13 protein-coding genes and 2 pseudogenes are annotated in these 17,018 nt (G+C 40.9%); 12 read left to right on the top strand and 3 right to left on the bottom strand.

Annotated elements, in window-relative coordinates:
* Both HKI82_RS19660 and HKI82_RS19655 read left to right on the top strand, forming a co-directional pair.
* On the top strand, positions 1 to 1,120 hold a 1,120-nt coding region (locus HKI82_RS19660), incomplete at its 5' end, for a putative bifunctional diguanylate cyclase/phosphodiesterase (protein ID WP_206361975.1).
* Between the two features lie 560 nt (positions 1,121 to 1,680).
* Positions 1,681 to 2,115: pseudogene (locus tag HKI82_RS19655) on the top strand (phage integrase N-terminal domain-containing protein); the annotation flags it as partial.
* A 538-nt stretch (positions 2,116 to 2,653) separates the two neighbouring features.
* Here HKI82_RS19655 and nagA read toward each other — a convergent pair.
* From nagA to HKI82_RS19640, 3 genes are read right to left on the bottom strand one after another with little or no spacing between them, the layout of a single operon-like run.
* The gene (gene nagA / locus HKI82_RS19650) at positions 2,654 to 3,787 is read right to left on the bottom strand and encodes an N-acetylglucosamine-6-phosphate deacetylase (RefSeq protein WP_171138939.1); all 1,134 of its coding nucleotides are present in this window, start codon (positions 3,785 to 3,787) and stop codon (positions 2,654 to 2,656) included.
* A gap of 3 nt (positions 3,788 to 3,790) precedes the next feature.
* The gene (locus HKI82_RS19645) at positions 3,791 to 4,654 is read right to left on the bottom strand and encodes an N-acetylmannosamine kinase (protein WP_171138938.1); all 864 of its coding nucleotides are present in this window, start codon (positions 4,652 to 4,654) and stop codon (positions 3,791 to 3,793) included.
* On the bottom strand, positions 4,642 to 5,352 hold the full coding sequence (locus tag HKI82_RS19640) for a putative N-acetylmannosamine-6-phosphate 2-epimerase (RefSeq protein ID WP_171138937.1): 711 nt from the start codon (positions 5,350 to 5,352) through the stop codon (positions 4,642 to 4,644). Before HKI82_RS19640 ends, HKI82_RS19645 begins: the two co-directional genes overlap by 13 nt.
* Before the next feature lie 247 nt (positions 5,353 to 5,599).
* Here HKI82_RS19640 and HKI82_RS19635 point away from each other — a divergent pair, with 247 nt between their 5' ends.
* From HKI82_RS19635 to HKI82_RS19590, 10 genes and pseudogenes are all read left to right on the top strand, one after another.
* A complete protein-coding gene (locus tag HKI82_RS19635) occupies positions 5,600 to 6,565 on the top strand; it encodes a sialic acid TRAP transporter substrate-binding protein SiaP (RefSeq protein ID WP_102940720.1) in 966 nt (321 codons plus the stop codon).
* A gap of 65 nt (positions 6,566 to 6,630) precedes the next feature.
* The gene (locus tag HKI82_RS19630; protein WP_277349919.1) at positions 6,631 to 7,140 is read left to right on the top strand and encodes a TRAP transporter small permease; all 510 of its coding nucleotides are present in this window, start codon (positions 6,631 to 6,633) and stop codon (positions 7,138 to 7,140) included.
* A 5-nt stretch (positions 7,141 to 7,145) separates the two neighbouring features.
* Entirely contained in the window at positions 7,146 to 8,429 is a 1,284-nt protein-coding gene (siaM, locus tag HKI82_RS19625; protein ID WP_020327936.1) for a sialic acid TRAP transporter large permease SiaM, read from the top strand.
* Between the two features lie 37 nt (positions 8,430 to 8,466).
* Positions 8,467 to 9,366, top strand: a complete 900-nt coding sequence (locus HKI82_RS19620; RefSeq protein WP_020327935.1) for a dihydrodipicolinate synthase family protein — start codon at positions 8,467 to 8,469, stop codon at positions 9,364 to 9,366.
* A 130-nt stretch (positions 9,367 to 9,496) separates the two neighbouring features.
* The gene (locus tag HKI82_RS19615; RefSeq protein ID WP_171138936.1) at positions 9,497 to 10,330 is read left to right on the top strand and encodes a MurR/RpiR family transcriptional regulator; all 834 of its coding nucleotides are present in this window, start codon (positions 9,497 to 9,499) and stop codon (positions 10,328 to 10,330) included.
* A 226-nt stretch (positions 10,331 to 10,556) separates the two neighbouring features.
* A complete protein-coding gene (locus HKI82_RS19610) occupies positions 10,557 to 11,714 on the top strand; it encodes an N-acetylneuraminate epimerase (RefSeq protein ID WP_112404569.1) in 1,158 nt (385 codons plus the stop codon).
* Positions 11,715 to 11,728: 14 nt separating this feature from the next.
* Positions 11,729 to 12,790 (top strand): YjhT family mutarotase, encoded by a 1,062-nt coding sequence (locus HKI82_RS19605; RefSeq protein ID WP_171138935.1) that lies wholly within the window; start codon positions 11,729 to 11,731, stop codon positions 12,788 to 12,790.
* 98 nt (positions 12,791 to 12,888) lie between these two features.
* Complete coding sequence (locus HKI82_RS19600; RefSeq protein WP_171138934.1) at positions 12,889 to 14,628, top strand: methyl-accepting chemotaxis protein; 1,740 nt, start codon at positions 12,889 to 12,891, stop codon at positions 14,626 to 14,628.
* 459 nt (positions 14,629 to 15,087) lie between these two features.
* A pseudogene (locus HKI82_RS19595) lies at positions 15,088 to 16,307 on the top strand (aldose 1-epimerase family protein).
* Positions 16,308 to 16,581: 274 nt separating this feature from the next.
* On the top strand, positions 16,582 to 16,995 hold the full coding sequence (locus HKI82_RS19590; RefSeq protein ID WP_171138933.1) for a MarR family winged helix-turn-helix transcriptional regulator: 414 nt from the start codon (positions 16,582 to 16,584) through the stop codon (positions 16,993 to 16,995).
* Positions 16,996 to 17,018: the final 23 nt, after the last annotated feature.

Below are 17,018 nucleotides of genomic sequence, written 5' to 3'. Positions count from 1 at the left end.
TTTCACCTGTCATTCTATGAAGTGTATCTTAACACCTCTAATCAGGTGGCCAAATTCACTATGCCACTACAGGTATAGCGGGGATGAGTTTGTGGTTTGCACCTCTATCCAAGACAAGCGTGACCTAGAGAGCTATGTCAACAGCTTATTGGATGCGATTAAAGTCCCAATATTGCTCGATAACTACACATTCCGTATAACCGCAAAGTCTGGAGTAGTAGTCTCTAGCAATGAGGGCGATACATTAGATGAACTAAAACGCCGTGCTGATTTCGCACTTTATGAAGCCAAGGGAATGAGGAGTTCGGTTGTTTTTTACGAAAAATCGATCGATGAAAAATATCAACGATTAGGTCAAATAGAATATGAGCTCAAAAGTGCTTTGACAAATAATGAGCTTTATATTGCTTATCAGCCTCAGTGTGACTTCAGCGGGCAAGTCAAAGGTATAGAGGCATTGGCAAGATGGACCAACCCCACATTAGGTTCTGTTAGACCAGACCATTTTATTTCGGTGGCCGAATCATCTGGAGATATCCTTTCAATCGGAAACTTTTTGCTTCAGAAAGCAATGAAAGAGGTTAACGAGATCTTAATGCCCAATACGCTGCCAATATCTCTATCGATCAATATTTCGGTCATTCAGCTATTAAGTGAAGGTTTTAGAGAGCAACTTATTTCATCGTTCCAAGAATATAATGACAATCCAAATGTTACAGTACAATTAGAAGTAACAGAGAGCGTATTTATCGAAAATAAAACTTATGTTATCGAGCTATTAAGTAAATTAAAAAATGATGGTTTTTTGATTTCGCTTGATGACTTTGGTACGGGATACTCCTCGTTAAGCTTATTCGAGAAACTGCCACTAAATGAGCTTAAATTAGACAAGGCATTTATCGATCGTGTTACGGAGAGCTATCGCAGTGAACAAATGGTTCATAACATTATTATGCTAGCTAAGAGTATGGGCGTAAAAGTCGTAGCAGAAGGTGTGGAAACAAAGGAACAGAAACTACTGCTCGAAAAATATGGCTGCGACTTGTTTCAGGGCTATCTCTTCAGTAAGCCGTTAGATAAAGAGTCACTCAAACAGTACATTGAATGCCATTCAAAGTAGCAGCCATTTGTAAACATCAGCTAGATAAAATACGCTGAGACCGCTAGTCCTGTCACTCCAAACAAGGAGTGACAGGACGGAAAGCGCCTACCATTACTACCTTCTGAGAGGATTCTCAGAATTACCAACGAATGACGCCGTGACCAAATTGGCGCTGAGAGCGTCACCAAATTTGAATACTTAACCCTCATCGCACACAATGAAATGGAATTAAATACGCAGCCATTGCTGCATAGCCTACTTGTAAAAGAAACCAATTAACTACCAGCGCATTCTTATCTCACCAGCCCTACGGGCTTCTGGGGATTAAGCAATTGCACATGGCTTACAGTCATTCAATTGTTCGGAATTTCTGACCGCACAGTAGTCTCACTCCATTACCTTATTGCTTCATAGAAGTGATAGGCGTTCTGTCGAAATGAACGGGAGTAACAACACTAATCTAAAATCGCATTGTACCTAACTACTGTACCCGTGAAATAAGAACCTTCGAATGACAAGAGAAAGAGCCGACAACATACGGCTCTTTATTTTTCATTGAACAAGAAGAGGGTTAGCGCATGGCTACTAATTTCTATTTCCAAATTACCCGTTTACTACACCGAAACCCAGACGGCTCGAAAGCAACTCAAGCAGAGAGAAAGAAAGTGTTCAAGCTGGTGGACAGTCAACTGAAAGAGCTAAATGTACGAAACTTAGAGTTAAAGAACTTTGGCCGTAGAGACGCCGTAAAGCTATTAACTCATTGGCAATCGCAAGGCTTATCGGCAGGAACTATCAAAAACCGAATGTCTCACCTAAGATGGCTATCAGAAAAAATTGGTAAGCCTGGCCTTATCCCCGCTAACAATGCTTCTCTCGGTATAGAAAAGCGCCACTACGTTACAAATATCAATCGGTCCCGCCACATATCAAATGAGCAGTTATCTAGGCTCAATAATCGCTACTTAGAAGCAAGTTTCAGATTACAGGTCGCCTTTGGTCTTCGCAGAGAAGTGTAGTGGCATAGTGAATTTGGCCACCCCATTTGGGGTTTTGTGATACCTTTGCTAATTCGTTAACTGCTAATTAAGCGAAAGCTGTAACTCATTTATGTCCATAAATGAGTTGCAGATGATTGTGATGTTTAAAGCGAATAGAGTTAGAGTGAATCGCCGAGGATGTATGATTTATTTCGAGCTTAACATGTAGGAAAGTTTCTTACGCTGCATTTGGGTTAAAGTAGAAACTTGCTAACTTATGCTGCAATTTTATGCTGTTATATATTGCAATTTTGACTATAACTTATTGATCATAAGTTCGCGATTATGCTGACTTATGCTGCACGTATCACCATCTGCCTTATCAGTTTTCCCCAATCAAACACAATTCTCTCTTCAGAAATGACTTCTTTTGTTATCTATTAGTAGTTTTGCTTTTTGAACAGCTTTTTGATTCGAAAATAAAAAGATCGAATGTGTAAAAGCCATTTTCGAATCCAAAGCTTTTTCCTATTCGATCTTTAAATATATTTGTATTGTAGAGTGCCGTTACTTAATAGAGATTGCCATCCACCAGTACTGCTTGGCTTTGGTATTGGGTATTAAGGACTGTGGCAGCAGCTCTATAATTCGGTTTAAGGAAGCCAAGGTCTTCACACTTCATAGCAATGGATGGATAGGTAGAAGCCATTTTCAATGCTTCTTGTTCGCAAATTCCCCACTTAATTACGTTCGCTACAGATTCATCCATGCCGATGTGAGCCCCAGCCAGACTTCCTCGGCTGTTGACCAGTTTGTTGTCCACCACACGAATGGTTTCACCATCAAGTTCGAACTGGTTGGTCACACTGCCAAGACTTGCCATAGCATCGGTAACGATAAGTAGTTTTCCTTCTGGTTTAACTTTGTGAGCCAGCAAGAAACTCTTAGGATGAACATGAATGCCATCGGTGATGATGGAACACCATGTGTGGTCACTCAGCATTGCCGTTCCTACTGCACCGGGTTCACGACCTTCGAATGCTGACATAGCATTATAAAGATGTGTGAAGCCATCCACTAATTGCATCTTTTCATCGGTCAACTCATCTGCTTTAGCATTACTATGACCACAGGCTACGACAATCCCTTTATGTTTTAGCCATTTTAAAGAGTCTGTAGAAATGTTTTCCACTGCCGCAGTAACGAGTGTTTTACCTTTTGTTAGCCAGTTAAAATTTGCTAGCTGCTCGGGTGTAGGAGAGTAAAAAAGCTCTGAATTATGTGCGCCTTTCTTTTCTTGGTTTAGCCAAGGGCCTTCAAGATGAATACCTAAAACACCCACAATCCGTTCTTCTATAGCTTTATCGATAGCTGAGAGCGCTTTTTGAATGTCGCTAGGTGTGGTGCTAATTAGAGTTGGCAATAAGTAAGCAGTGCCGTGGGAGCGATGCGCACGACAAATGGTATCAACCGCAGAAGGGGATAGGTCATTGTTAAACATAACATCACCGCCACCATTCACCTGAATGTCGATAAAGCCCGGAGCGATGATGGCATCTTCAAAATGCTGATGTTCGATATCCGTAGGGAGTTGAGTAATAGGAACAACGGCTTTTATTGATGTGCCTTCCCATAGTAAAGCCGAATTATCATGATATTTAACGCCATCAAAAAGACGTTGTGCAGAAATCGCTTTTAACGTCATCTGCTACTCCTTAAATTGAAATGCAGCACCGAGCAAACATGCATCGTAATTGCCTTTTGCTGCAACAACAGGCAGTTGGAAAACTTTTGGGCGGCTTTGGATTGCGTTATTCACCCTTTCCAAGTATCCGTCCGCAAAGCCAATTCCGCCGCCAAGTACAACAACATCCAGATCCAAACAGGCTTTTAAATTGCAACACAGGGTGGCAATAGCTTGCGCACTAATAGTAATAATCTGATCAGCAGCAGGATTCGTTTTTGCCTGTTCAAACAATTCGATGTTCGTTAGTGACTTATTAAACCGTTCATCACTGGCTTTTTTAATTGCAGTGCCTGAAGCAATTGACTCGACACATCCAACTTGACCACATCCGCATTCTTTTCCGTTGATATCAATGGACATGTGCCCAATATGTCCGGCGAGTCCGCTATGACCTTGATGAAGTTTTCCGTCAATAATGATTCCACCACCGACACCTGTAGAAACGGTAATGAAGGCCATATTGAGTGAAGCATCATTTAACTGCACAAACTCATACCAAGCAGCTGCCTGAGCATCGTTTAACATCGAAACTGTTTTACCGGTTTGCCTCTCCAACTCTTGAGCGAACGGAAATGGTGTCGGGAAGCTGAGCGTATCTGGGTTGATGGCTGTAATGCCGCTTTCGGTTACAAAGCCAGTCGTTGAGACACCAATAATGTCGATATCGTCAATCCAGTTTTGGATGTCCTTGAGTATCGATTCGGTAAAAAGCACAACATTCTGTGATTCAGGCGTTTCTATTTGATGCCTCTTAATTAGAACGCCACCTTCGACGACACCCAATGCGACTTTTGTTCCGCCGATATCGATTGCTAGAGTGCGCATTTCCTTTCTCCTGCAGCTTGAGTTGCTTTGTTAAACCATTGAGTCACAATTTCTAAGCGAGTAATTGCCGAACCAACAGTAACAGCGACAGCACCCGCTTTAATAGCTTTCGCTGCGAGTTCTGGCGTATTAAAGCGTCCTTCAGCCATAGTGAAATAGCCGGCGTCTGAGAAAGCTTGTACTAATTGGAAATCAGGCTCAGTGGGTTCAGCATCTCCTACGTATCCTGACAATGTTGTGCCAATAATTTCAACGCCTTGAGTGTGTGCCCACTCGCCATCTTCAAAACATGAGCTATCTGCCATTGCAAAGCAGCCAGTATTTTTTATTGCCTGAGCAATATGTTCACGGCTTTCAGGGCGAGGGCGGTTAGTTGCATCAAATGCAATGATAGTAGCACCAGCATTTGCAAGGGCGTCAACGTCTGAAGCAAACGGCGTGATCCTTATTGGGCTGTCTATTAAATCACGTTTTACGATACCAATGATTGGTATAGACACTGCTGCGGAAACAGCCTCGACGTTAATAGCCCCTTCTATACGAAGTGCTTTTGCGCCCGCTTGCTCAGCGGCTAATGCCATTGCCACAATAAATTCTGTTTTGTCTAAAGGACTACCGGTCACTGGCTGTATAGAAACAACAGTTTGACCTTGTAAAGATTTTTTAAGTTCTTCGATCGTTAATTTTTTTGTTCTCACAACAGGCCTCGTATGTCTTTGACTGCGGGCGAACAACCTATCTGAATAGATAGACTTGATTCTTTGCTTTATTCGCAAAAGGGCAGAAATAATCAATTTTTGTCCGCGATCACATTTTGAAAAAAGGTGGTTTGAAAATAATCTTCACGGCAATGATAATTCATAACGAAGATTTTTTTCAAACAAAATAAAATTTTTTTTTGAAAATGGTGAAGTAAGGTGTAACACGAAAAATAAAGGGAATAACATGAAAGCCATTAATAAGATTACTATCGCAATGCTAACTATAGGGTGTGCTGTTTCGGCACAAGCCGCTACTACATTAAAAATGGGAATGCAGGCTTCCGTAGGTTCTGTGGAATACACTTCTGCAAAAATGCTAGCAGACACCCTAGAAGAAATGAGTAAGGGTGAAATTAAACTGGCTCTGTATCCAAGTGCTCAACTTGGTGATGACCGTGCAATGCTTCAACAACTGAGTATGGGTGATCTTGATATCACTTATGCTGAGTTTGGACGTATGGGATTATGGATCCCAAGAGCAGAAGCCGTAACTCTACCGTATGTTGCTCGCGATTTTGATCATCTACGTCGTATGTTTGACTCTGAATTCGGATTAGGTATTCGTGAAGAGATGTTGACGAAGTTTAATTGGCGAGCGCTGGATACTTGGTACAACGGTACGCGTGAAACTACTTCTAACCGCCCACTTAATTCAATTGAAGACTTTAAAGGTCTGAAATTGCGTGTACCTAATGCTAAACCTAACCTCAATTATGCAAAGCTTTCTGGTGCATCACCAACGCCTATGGCTTTCTCAGAAGTCTACTTAGCACTTCAAACTAACGCTGTAGATGGACAAGAAAACCCACTACCAACGATCAAAACAATGAAGTTCTACGAAGTGCAAAAGAACTTGGCGATGACAAACCATATTGTGAACGACCAGATGGTAATTATCGCCGATGCAACTTGGCAGAAACTGACTGACGAAGAGAAAGAACTGGTTCAAAAAGCAGTTAAGAAAGCGGGTGATGCACACACTGCATCTGTGAAAAAGCAAGAAGAAGAACTGGTTTCATTCTTCCAAAGCGAAGGTGTAAATGTGACTTACCCAGACCTTGCTCCGTTCCGTGAAGCGATGCAACCCCTTTACAAAGAGTTTGAAAGCAAAATTGGTCAACCTATCGTTGAGAAGCTTGCTGCAATGTAAATGGATTGATTCGTCGATCTCTCAATGTTTTAGCTGGCCATTTTTGGCCAGCTATGGAGTTCAAGATGTTACGTAAGATTGTCAATAATATAGAAGAAATCATCACAGTACCTTTGATGGCTGCGCTGCTAGTTGTATTAACTTGGCAGATCGGTACTCGCTGGTTGCTGAATGATCCTTCCTTATGGAGTGAAGAGCTCGCTAGAGTTCTCTTTATGTATATGTCGTTAGTCGGGTGCGCAATCGCCATCAAGCGAAGTTCACACGTAAACATTACTTTCTTTTCAGACAAACTACCGGAGAAAGTGCGGTTGTGTCTGGTTTTATCATTGGAACTTGCCGTTCTAGTTTCTATTGTTGCCATCATTTACCTTGGGTATCAGCATGTTCAAAGAAATGCTTTCTTTGAACTGATTACTCTTGGAGTTTCAAGTAGTTGGATGAACTACAGTCTGCCATTAGGTGGTGTGTTTATGGTGTTCAGACAACTGGAAAAAATGTTCCATATTTTTAAAGAGTTGTGTGGTTGTGCAAAACCTGCATCGATGAATGACTCGCAAATCGCTGAGAGGTAGTGACTATGGTTGGTTCAATTTTTGGCTGGCTAGCTCTGCTATTTGCAGGTATGCCCGTTGGTTTCTCGTTAATTTTTGTCGCTCTTGTATTTTTAGTATTAACCAATAGCACAGGTATTAACTTTGCTGCTCAGCAGATGATAGGTGGTATCGATAACTTCACTTTATTAGCGGTTCCTTTTTTTGTGTTAACCGGACACCTAATGAACAGTGCAGGTATTACGGAACGTATTTTTAATTTCGCTAAGTCTCTTGTTGGTCATATTACGGGTAGTTTGGGCCACGTAAATATCATGGCAAGCTTGTTATTTTCAGGTATGTCCGGCTCAGCATTAGCTGATGCTGGTGGTTTAGGACAACTTGAGATTAAGTCAATGCGTGATGCTAAGTATGACGACGATTTTGCCGGTGGTTTGACGGCTGCATCTTGTATTATTGGTCCTTTAGTTCCCCCTTCAGTTCCTTTGGTCATTTACGGTGTTGTGTCAAATACATCCATCGGCGCTTTATTTTTAGCGGGTGCCATTCCGGGTCTTTTGTGTTGTGTCGCTTTGATGGTAATGAGTTACTTCATCTGTAAAAAGCGTGGGTACATGACGCTGCCAAAAGCGACTCGTCGTGAACAGCTAAAATCTTTTAAAGAAGCATTCTTGTCACTCTTAACGCCTGTGATAATCATCGGTGGCATTTTCTCTGGCAAGTTTACTCCAACAGAAGCTGCGGTAGTGTCATCTCTATATGCTTTGTTCTTGGGTCTAGTGGTATACAAACAACTTACACTAAGCAGCTTGGTCGACATTTTAAAAGAGACAGTAAACACTACGGCAGTTGTCGCGTTAATGGTTATGGGTGTAACCGTATTTGGTTGGATCGTAGCTCGTGAGCAGTTGCCGCAAATGCTTGCAGACTATTTCTTAACAATCAGCGATAACCCGTTGGTATTGTTGCTACTAATCAACTTACTGTTGTTGTTCTTAGGTACCTTTATTGAGTCATTAGCCTTACTTCTACTCTTGGTTCCGTTCTTGGTTCCAGTGGCAGCAGCTGTAGGTATCGACCCAGTTCACTTTGGCGTTATGGCAATTCTTAACCTAATGATTGGCATTCTAACACCGCCTATGGGCATGGCTCTCTATGTTGTTTCTCGTGTTGGTGACATTCCATTCCATACATTGACTAGAGGTGTAATGCCGTTGCTAGTGCCTTTGTTTATTGTTTTGGCTCTTGTTGCAATTTTCCCACAATTCACCCTACTACTACCTCAAATGTTCTTAGGTTATGGACAGTAGTTTGGCGACTGCAAATTAAATTATTAAGGTAAATGAAATGAAAAAATTAACTGGCCTGATTGCTGCTCCGCACACTCCATTTACAGTGGACAACAAGGTTAACTTTGGTGCGATTGATCAAATTGCTGAGTTGCTAATTTCTCAAGGTGTTAAAGGAGCTTACATATGTGGTACCACGGGAGAAGGAATTCACTGTTCTGTTGAAGAGCGAAAAGCGATTGCTGAACGTTGGGTAAAAGCTGCGGACGGTAAACTGGATTTGGTTTTACACACTGGTGCTTTAAGCATTGTAGACTCAATAAACTTAACTGAACACGCCGAAACTCTCGATATTTTGGCAACATCTGCGATTGGCCCTTGTTTCTTTAGACCAGGAAGTGTTGACGATTTGGTAGAATATTGCGCGCAAATTGCTGCGGCAGCGCCTTCAAAAGGCTTCTACTACTATCATTCTGGAATGTCAGGTGTAAATCTGGACCTAGAGCAGTTCTTAATCAAAGGTGAGCAACGTATTCCGAATTTGTCGGGTGCGAAGTTCAACAATTCTGATCTGTACGAGTACCAACGTTGTGTTCGTGTTTCTAACGGAAAGTTTGATGTGCCATTTGGTGTTGATGAATTTCTACCTGCAGGCTTAGCTGTTGGTGCTGTGGGTGCAGTAGGCAGTACTTACAATTACGCTGCGCCTTTATATCTCAAAATTATTGAAGCCTTTAATCAGGGTAAACATGATGAAGTCGCTTCTCTAATGGATAAAGTGATTGCTATCATTCGTGTCCTTGTTGAGTATGGTGGCGTTGCGGCGGGTAAAGTTGCTATGCAACTGCATGGTATTGATGCGGGTAATCCTCGTCAGCCAATCCGCTCTTTAACGGATAAACAGAAAGCAGATGTTATTGCGAAAATGAAAGATGCGGGATTTATGTCGTTATCTTGATTCTCATCAATGAGGGGAGCGATGCTCCCTTCATATTTAAGAATCTAGAAACAAATCATTGAGATAGTGTATTAATAGATTCAGGTCTTTGATACTTTATCACTAGCCAAAATATTGTTAAGGATGCCCCGTGAATTTGCCTAAAAACTTACTGGTTCGGTTGCGATCAAATATTGAGCCGTTAAGTAAAAAACTAAGATTGGTTGCCGACTATGTGATGGAAAACGCACATGATGTACAGTACCAAACCATTACTGATTTAGCGCGAAATACAAAAACGAGTGAAGCGACGGTTCTGCGTCTCTGTCGAGATATGGGGTACAAAGGCTATTCAGATTTTAGAATGGCTTTGGCGGTTGATTTAAGTCAGTCTTCACACAACTCACAACCTAAAATTGATGGTGATATATGTGATGTATCAGCACAAAGCGCGGTAGAAAGCCTCCTTGATACTGCTAAGCTGATCGATAGAAACTCACTGAAACGTATTTGTGAACTTATCCATAAAGCTCAGTTTATCGGCTGCGTAGGTGTTGGGGCATCTAGCATCGTTGGGCGTTATCTTGCTTACCGTCTCGTTCGTATCGGCAAAAAAGCGATTATGTATGAGGATACTCATCTTGCTGCAATGAGTGCCCGTAGAAGCACTACAGGTGACATTTGGTTTTCGGTATCGAGTTCCGGCACCACCAAAGAAGTGATTCATGCTGCCTCCCAAGCTCATAAACGAGGTGTTCCTGTCATTTCTTTAACCAATATAAGCCACAGTCCATTATCGTCTATTTCAGATGAAATGCTGGTTGCTGCGCGACCGGAAGGGCCATTAACTGGGGGCGCTTTCTCCTCTAAAGTTGGAGCGTTATTACTTGTTGATGCTTTGATTAACACACTTTTAGATATTTACCCTGAATACTCAGAATCTGTTTTTGAAACGGCAGAGGTCGTTCTTCCTCTCATGGATTGATTCTTATCTTTTTGATTTCACTATATTAATTAAAAATGGCTCATTACGTATGGGTCTTTTTTATATAAATAAATAAAAATAATTTTTATTGTTATATTGATCAAAGAAATATTTTTTCATTGATCAATAATGAGTCTGAAATTTAACAAAAAACATATGGTTAATGACCATCAGGCTAGTGGTAGATATCACGCAGTACGGCTCATAAATTAACAAGGAAAAATCAATGAATAAAAAGACTCGCTTAATTTGTACACCATTGCTTGCTTTATCTACTGCTTTTAGCGTCAGTTCATACGCTGAGAATCACTGGCCAGATTTACCAGAAGGATTCAAAGAGGGGATCAGCGCGCAAGTGGGTGACAAATTGTTTGTCGGCTTGGGGTCTGCTGGTAAGCAATTCTATATGCTCGATTTGAACAATCTGTCAGCCGGCTGGCAACAAAAGGCACTTTTCTCAGGTCAACCTAGAAGTGGTGCCACAGCCTCAGTGGTTGGTCAGGAAATTTATGTATTCGGAGGCTCGGGAAAGGACAAAGAGTCGGATGCGTCTCCAATCTTATTTGACACCGTTTATCGCTACGACGCTAAAGATGACTCTTGGGAACAAGTTAATACTTCTGCTCCCGTCGGGTTGTTAGGTTCTTCCTCATATTCACCGGATAACAAAAACATCATCTTCTTTGGTGGTTACAACAAAGAGTACTTCGATAGCTACTTGCATGACGTGATGACGACCGATAAGAACGAAAACCCAGAAGCTTGGCAAAAAATTGTTAATGATTACATGGGAATGAAACCAGCAGCTTATCAGTGGAATCAAAAAGTATTTAGCTATCAGCCAGAGACTCAAACTTGGAGTGTTCTTGGTATTTCTCCTTACTTCGCCAATTGTGGAAGCGCCTTAGTTACTGATGGCATTACAGCAACCTTAATCAGCGGTGAAATTAAGCCGGGTCTAAGAACGACGGAAGTTAAACAATACCACTATGGGAAAGGGCAGCCATGGAACAGCATGCATTCATTACCATCGCCCAAATCCGGCGTTGTACAAGAAGGCGTTGCGGGAGCTTTTGCAGGCAAAAGCAATGGCGTGACCATTGTTGCTGGAGGCGCAAACTTCCATGGAGCTAAAGCAGCGTTTGAAAGTGGGAAAATGTTTGCTCACGATGGTCTTGCGAAAGCATTTAACTCTGAAATGTATATTGAAAAAGACGGACTGTGGTCGACCGTTAGTAACCTTCCTGAAGGCTTAGCTTATGGCGCGTCATTTACGACTAAAGACGGCGTTTTAATCGTTGGTGGGGAGAAGAGCGACCGTAGTCTTAGCAAAAAAGTTTATATGTTGGCTTGGAATGGCTCAACAGTTGTCGTGAAAGATTAATACAAGAGGATTCTATGTCGTTAGTGATCGACTCTATTGCCGACCTTCCGGTCGGCATTAAACACGGTGTTGGAGGTTTAATTGACAATAAAATATACGCGGGGCTGGGGAGTGCTGGTAAGCAATTTTTCCTTTTGGATTTAAACCATCCAGAGTTGAGTTGGCAGTGTGCCCCCGAATTTCCGGGCGTTGCTCGTGACGATGCGGCATATGCGGTATGTAACGACAAGTTATATGTGTTTTCTGGAGCGGGTATAGAGCCTAATAAAACGCACCCGACGGTTCTCCTGGATAGTTGGGTGTTCGACAGTTCAAAAAACAGTTGGAATCAACTAGAGGAGACTCTACCAATAGGATTGTTAGGTGCTTCTTGCGCGTCTTTAAGTTCGGGAGAAATTGTCTGTTTTGGTGGATATCGAAAAGAAACGTTTGATGATTTTGTTGAGCAGCTATCACATATCAACATTGAATTAGAACCAGAGAAACACAAGCAGCTTTTGACACAGTTTATGTCACAAGAGATTGCTGACTACGGATGGAATCAGAATATTCTGAAGTTCACTCCATCCGATAACCTCTGGTCTGTTATCGGAGAAAATCCCTTCCCTGCCAACTGTGGTGCGGGAATAGCCCAGTCTGGAAACGTGATTACGCTTGTTGAAGGAGAGATAAAACCTGGGCTAAGAAGTTTACAAACTAAGCAATATGATTGCTCCGGTGCGACTTCTGTTAAAGGCATAGAATGTTCCTCAATTGTATCCGTAGACTATGAGCACGAGGGACTAGCTGGTCATTTTGTTGGTACAGTAGGACAAAATATCTATGTTTATGGTGGAGCCTACTTTATTGGCAGTTGGAATAATTTAAAGACCGGAAAACTATACACCCATCAGGGACTGCAAAAGCACTTTACTAACAAGGTATGGAAGTTCGATGGTGAAAGTTGGTGTTTTGCAGGAGAATTTGGGGAGGGTTTGGCCTATGGAATTTCTTTGTGTTCCGATCAGTGTATGTACATCATCGGTGGTGAAAACAACTTAGGTGAAGCGCAAAAGCGCTGTTACACCCTTTCCTGATGTTTAACTTCATTTTAATAACCTCAAACAAACGGTTTGTTTGAGGTTATTTTTTCACTGAATTTATATTCCAAAAATACACGTTAGGTGTTATTTGTATGAAAAACATATCTTTTAAAAAGAAAATAATATCCTTAATTGTAGTTATAATTACATTCACAATTATTGTTTCTTTCTTCAGTGTCAATTTTGTTATTAATGAATATATTTACCAATCTGACACGAAAAATATTAGACATAATATCGAGCTAGTTAAGGATAAATTAACTAGTGAGATTGATTCTAAAATTTCAATGGCTGAAAATCTAAAAATTGGCGTAATTGATATAAAGAATGTCCAAGAAAATTCAGGGTTTGAAAAAATCACAAAAATAGTTGAGGGTTTTGCCTTTGATAACAATGGTTCCTTAACAGATGTTCAAGCTATCCCTTTTATTGAAGCTGCCGAGAATCAAGTGGAGCCTCTTATCATCACTCCTGTGGTTTTGAATGATGGTAAGTCATTGATGACAATCATTGCAAAACATCGCGATGGCTCGACAACATTTTTTGATTTGAACTTAAGTGAGTTTACTCAGATTCTAGAAAAATTTGAACTTGAAGGGAGTTACTTAGAGTTAACTTCTCAAAGTGGTATCACTATATTTACAAATAAAGCTGATGGGAATTTGATTCCAATAAAAAGAGAGATTAATTTTTTAGATAAGAAATGGGGCCTAACCGGATATATCGATCTGGACAATATCCAAGCAAACACTCATCGCTTGAATAAAATGATTACAATAGCTTTAGTTATTAGTGCTATAGGTATTATTTTAGTATCCATAATCGTGTTGAATTATGCTTTCAAACCACTGTTGCGTTTACAGATGGTAGTTTCGGACTTATCTCATGGCAGTGGAGATTTGACACAAAGGTTAGAGGTTAAATCTCAAGATGAAATAGGGAAGATATCCAGTTCCATCAATCAGTTTATTGAACAGTTAAGAGTCCTGTTTATTGATATTTCGGATTCATCTCAATATATAAAGGGCGCCGTCATTAAGATGATGGAACAGTCGCATAGGCACAACAAGGTTCTTAAGGCGCATGTCACAGAAACAGAACATGTTATATCTGCAATAGAAGAACTTAGAATCACCGCCAGTTCAATTGCTAAAAGTACTGCCAATGCTGCGAACCTTACAGATCAAACTAATAGTCAGGCAAATTTTTCTAAAGAAGTCGTTATTGAAGCGGAAAATAGCGTCGTAAAACTCGAATCCGATATAACTCGTATGTGGGAAACGATAAACAATATGAGCAATGAAACAAAGGAAATTGGCGTTGTTTTACAGATCATCGGAGATATTGCTGAGCAAACAAATTTACTCGCACTTAACGCGGCAATTGAAGCGGCGAGGGCTGGAAATCAAGGGCGAGGGTTTGCGGTAGTCGCGGATGAAGTGCGTTCTTTAGCGGCTCGCACGCAACACAGCACGGGGCAGATAAACGTCATGTTAAGTAAACTGCAACAGGCAAGTGAAAATGCAGTTAATCAAATGGATTCGACCAGACAAAGCTGTAAAGCGACATCAGAGAACACCCACAGAGTGATGGAATCACTTCATATCGTGACCTCGTCGGTTAGCGAAATTAATGACTTAAACACTCATATGGCAACTTCTGCAGAAGAACAAAACCAAGTAACGCACGAAATTAGTAAAAACTTAGAAACGATCCAAAACCTTATAAAGCAGCTCAGCGAGGACGCAGCAGAGTCTGAAATACTCAGTCAACAATTGGACAGCACATCGTCCGACCTAGCGAAGGTTGTTGAAAAGTTTAAGACGAATTAGATGCGGTATTTTTACTATTGTAGTGTGTCAGAGAATTTGGCCAGCCACATGTAGACTGGTTGTACTAGAAGCAATCCGAAAAGTCAGAATGCTTTAAAGGTTGTAAATCACAATTATCTAGTGTCTTTTCTACTGGTATCGATTAACTCTAGAAAAGAGTACATGAATTGATTCAGCGCCTTGCACCATGAAGGTCATCCGGTTGAATACGACAAATACGGTTTGTTGACTACCGGTGTCGTTGAGAAGGTGGTTGAATCTTCAATTTTGTTATTTATAAATCAATCAGTTAGTGCTGAACGTGATTCACCAAACATTAACAGGCTAAAAAGTGACCAGTCTGAGGAACTGAATCACATCTATTTGTTCAGCACTTTGATCCGAAAACTTTTGTCTGCAATTTTGATAGCTGAAACGATTCAGCTTAAATGTCAGAAAAAATATTTAAAGGATCAAACTATGAAAATAAAACCACTCATTGCAGCTCTTACTTTGGTTGCACCGCTTTATGCTACAGCAGCAGAATTTACCCTAACCGATACCGCAACGAATACTTATGTTGAAAATTGGGAAATTACGAACCAAAAGCTTGGTTTTGGAAATATCCCTTTTAGCATAGAAAAAGTGCGCTTACATGGCGGTAAGCAAGAAGGCGTTGACATTATTGTCATAAAGAATGGTGAGCTGGAAGTGACCTTAGTACCAACCAGAGGTATGGGGATTTTTGACGTTAAGAAAGATGGCAAACGAGTGTTAGGCTGGGACTCGCCAGTAAAAGAAATTGTGAACCCAGCCTACATTGATTTGGAAAGTCGTAACGGGCTTGGTTGGATGGCTTCAACGAAATGATGGTGCGTTGTGGTTATGAATGGACTGGGCATCCTGGTGTGGACGACAATGGTCAACTACTTAGTTTACATGGTCGAGTTCAAAATACGCCAAGTTCGACAATTAAAGTCATTATTAGCGACGAGGCTCCACACACTATTACTGTTGAAGGTGAAGTGTCGGAAAGAACGTTTAAAAAAGCAGAGCTAGTAACAAAAACATCGTTTTCTATTACACCGGGAGAAAACAGCTTCTCGCTCAATGATACTTTGACCAACAAATCTGATTACGACGATGAATACCAAATTATTTATCACTCTAACTTTGGCAGCCCAATATTAGAAAAAGGTGCAAAAGTGTATGCCGCTGCCAGTGAAATTTCTCCCTTTAATAGCTATGCAGATAAAGGCTTGAAAGATTGGCAAACTTACCTAGGCCCAACTAAAGGGTATGATGAGATGGTTTACAATCTAAAACCTGTCGCAGATAAGAGCGGAAACACATTAGCGGTGTTACATAACAAGGCGGGTAACCTAGGTGTATCAATGCAATACAATACCAGCCAGTTGCCAGTTCTGACGATTTGGAAAAACACAGATACTTTACAACAAGGTTATGTTACGGGAATTGAACCGGGTACCAGTTACGCCTACAACACCAAGTTCCAACGTCCTTTAGGCCTAGTCCCGACGATTCATGCAGGAGAAAGCAAACATTTTGATCTAACGTATACGGTATTGTCTTCTTCAGCAGAAGTGGATAGTGCGGTTAAAGATGTGAATAAACTTCTGAATGGTAAAAAAGTGCAGCAAGTGCATGAGCCAATCGTCGATCTAAGTAAAGTTCAGTAAGCCATAGTGCTTCCATTGATGCAGAGGGGGAATCGTATCCCCTCTGCTATTTTAGCTAATTAGAAATTCATAATTCCCCGTGTTACTCACTCAGAACTAGACAAGCTCATTCTTGTTGCCGCATCAGCCTTCTGCGTAGAACAAATACCTTAATGGCTGTGCTTCTTTCCCTTTCTTACCTAGGTTCTTATTGCTTTATATCCAAAAATAAAACTTGCAAGATACTTGAGTGATCAACTATCTTGCAATAATTAAATAAGCGAGAGGAACAGAAGTGGACAACATATCAATTATCACGCAACAGGCATTTATAGGTTCACTGCTAAGTAAAAAATTGGACTTATCCCTTAGTGTTCATGGGGTTAGCTTTACTGAATTTACCATCATGTATCATCTGCATTCAGCCTATGAAAGCAAACTGAGTCGTGTGCATTTGGCTGAAAAAATAGGACTTACTGCATCTGGTGTAACAAGGGTATTGCTACCTATGGAAAAAAATCATCTAGTTTTCAAAGAGAGTAATCCCAGAGATGCGCGCCAAAGTTTGGTGGTTTTGACGGATGTTGGTCATGAAGTGCTAACAGATGCTTTAGTTACTGTTAAACACACTGCCGACTCAATATTTTCTCTATTGGATCAAGAAGAACTGTCTACGCTGCAAATCATCATCAATAAGCTGAAGCTCTAGTATTTCTGAATATTTTAAATAGG

Source organism: Vibrio plantisponsor (assembly GCF_013041605.1).
In the GTDB taxonomy this organism is placed as follows: Bacteria; Pseudomonadota; Gammaproteobacteria; order Enterobacterales; family Vibrionaceae; genus Vibrio; species Vibrio plantisponsor.
The sequence above is the reverse complement of the archived record's forward strand: the minus strand, read 5'-3'. Positions and strand labels throughout refer to the sequence as shown.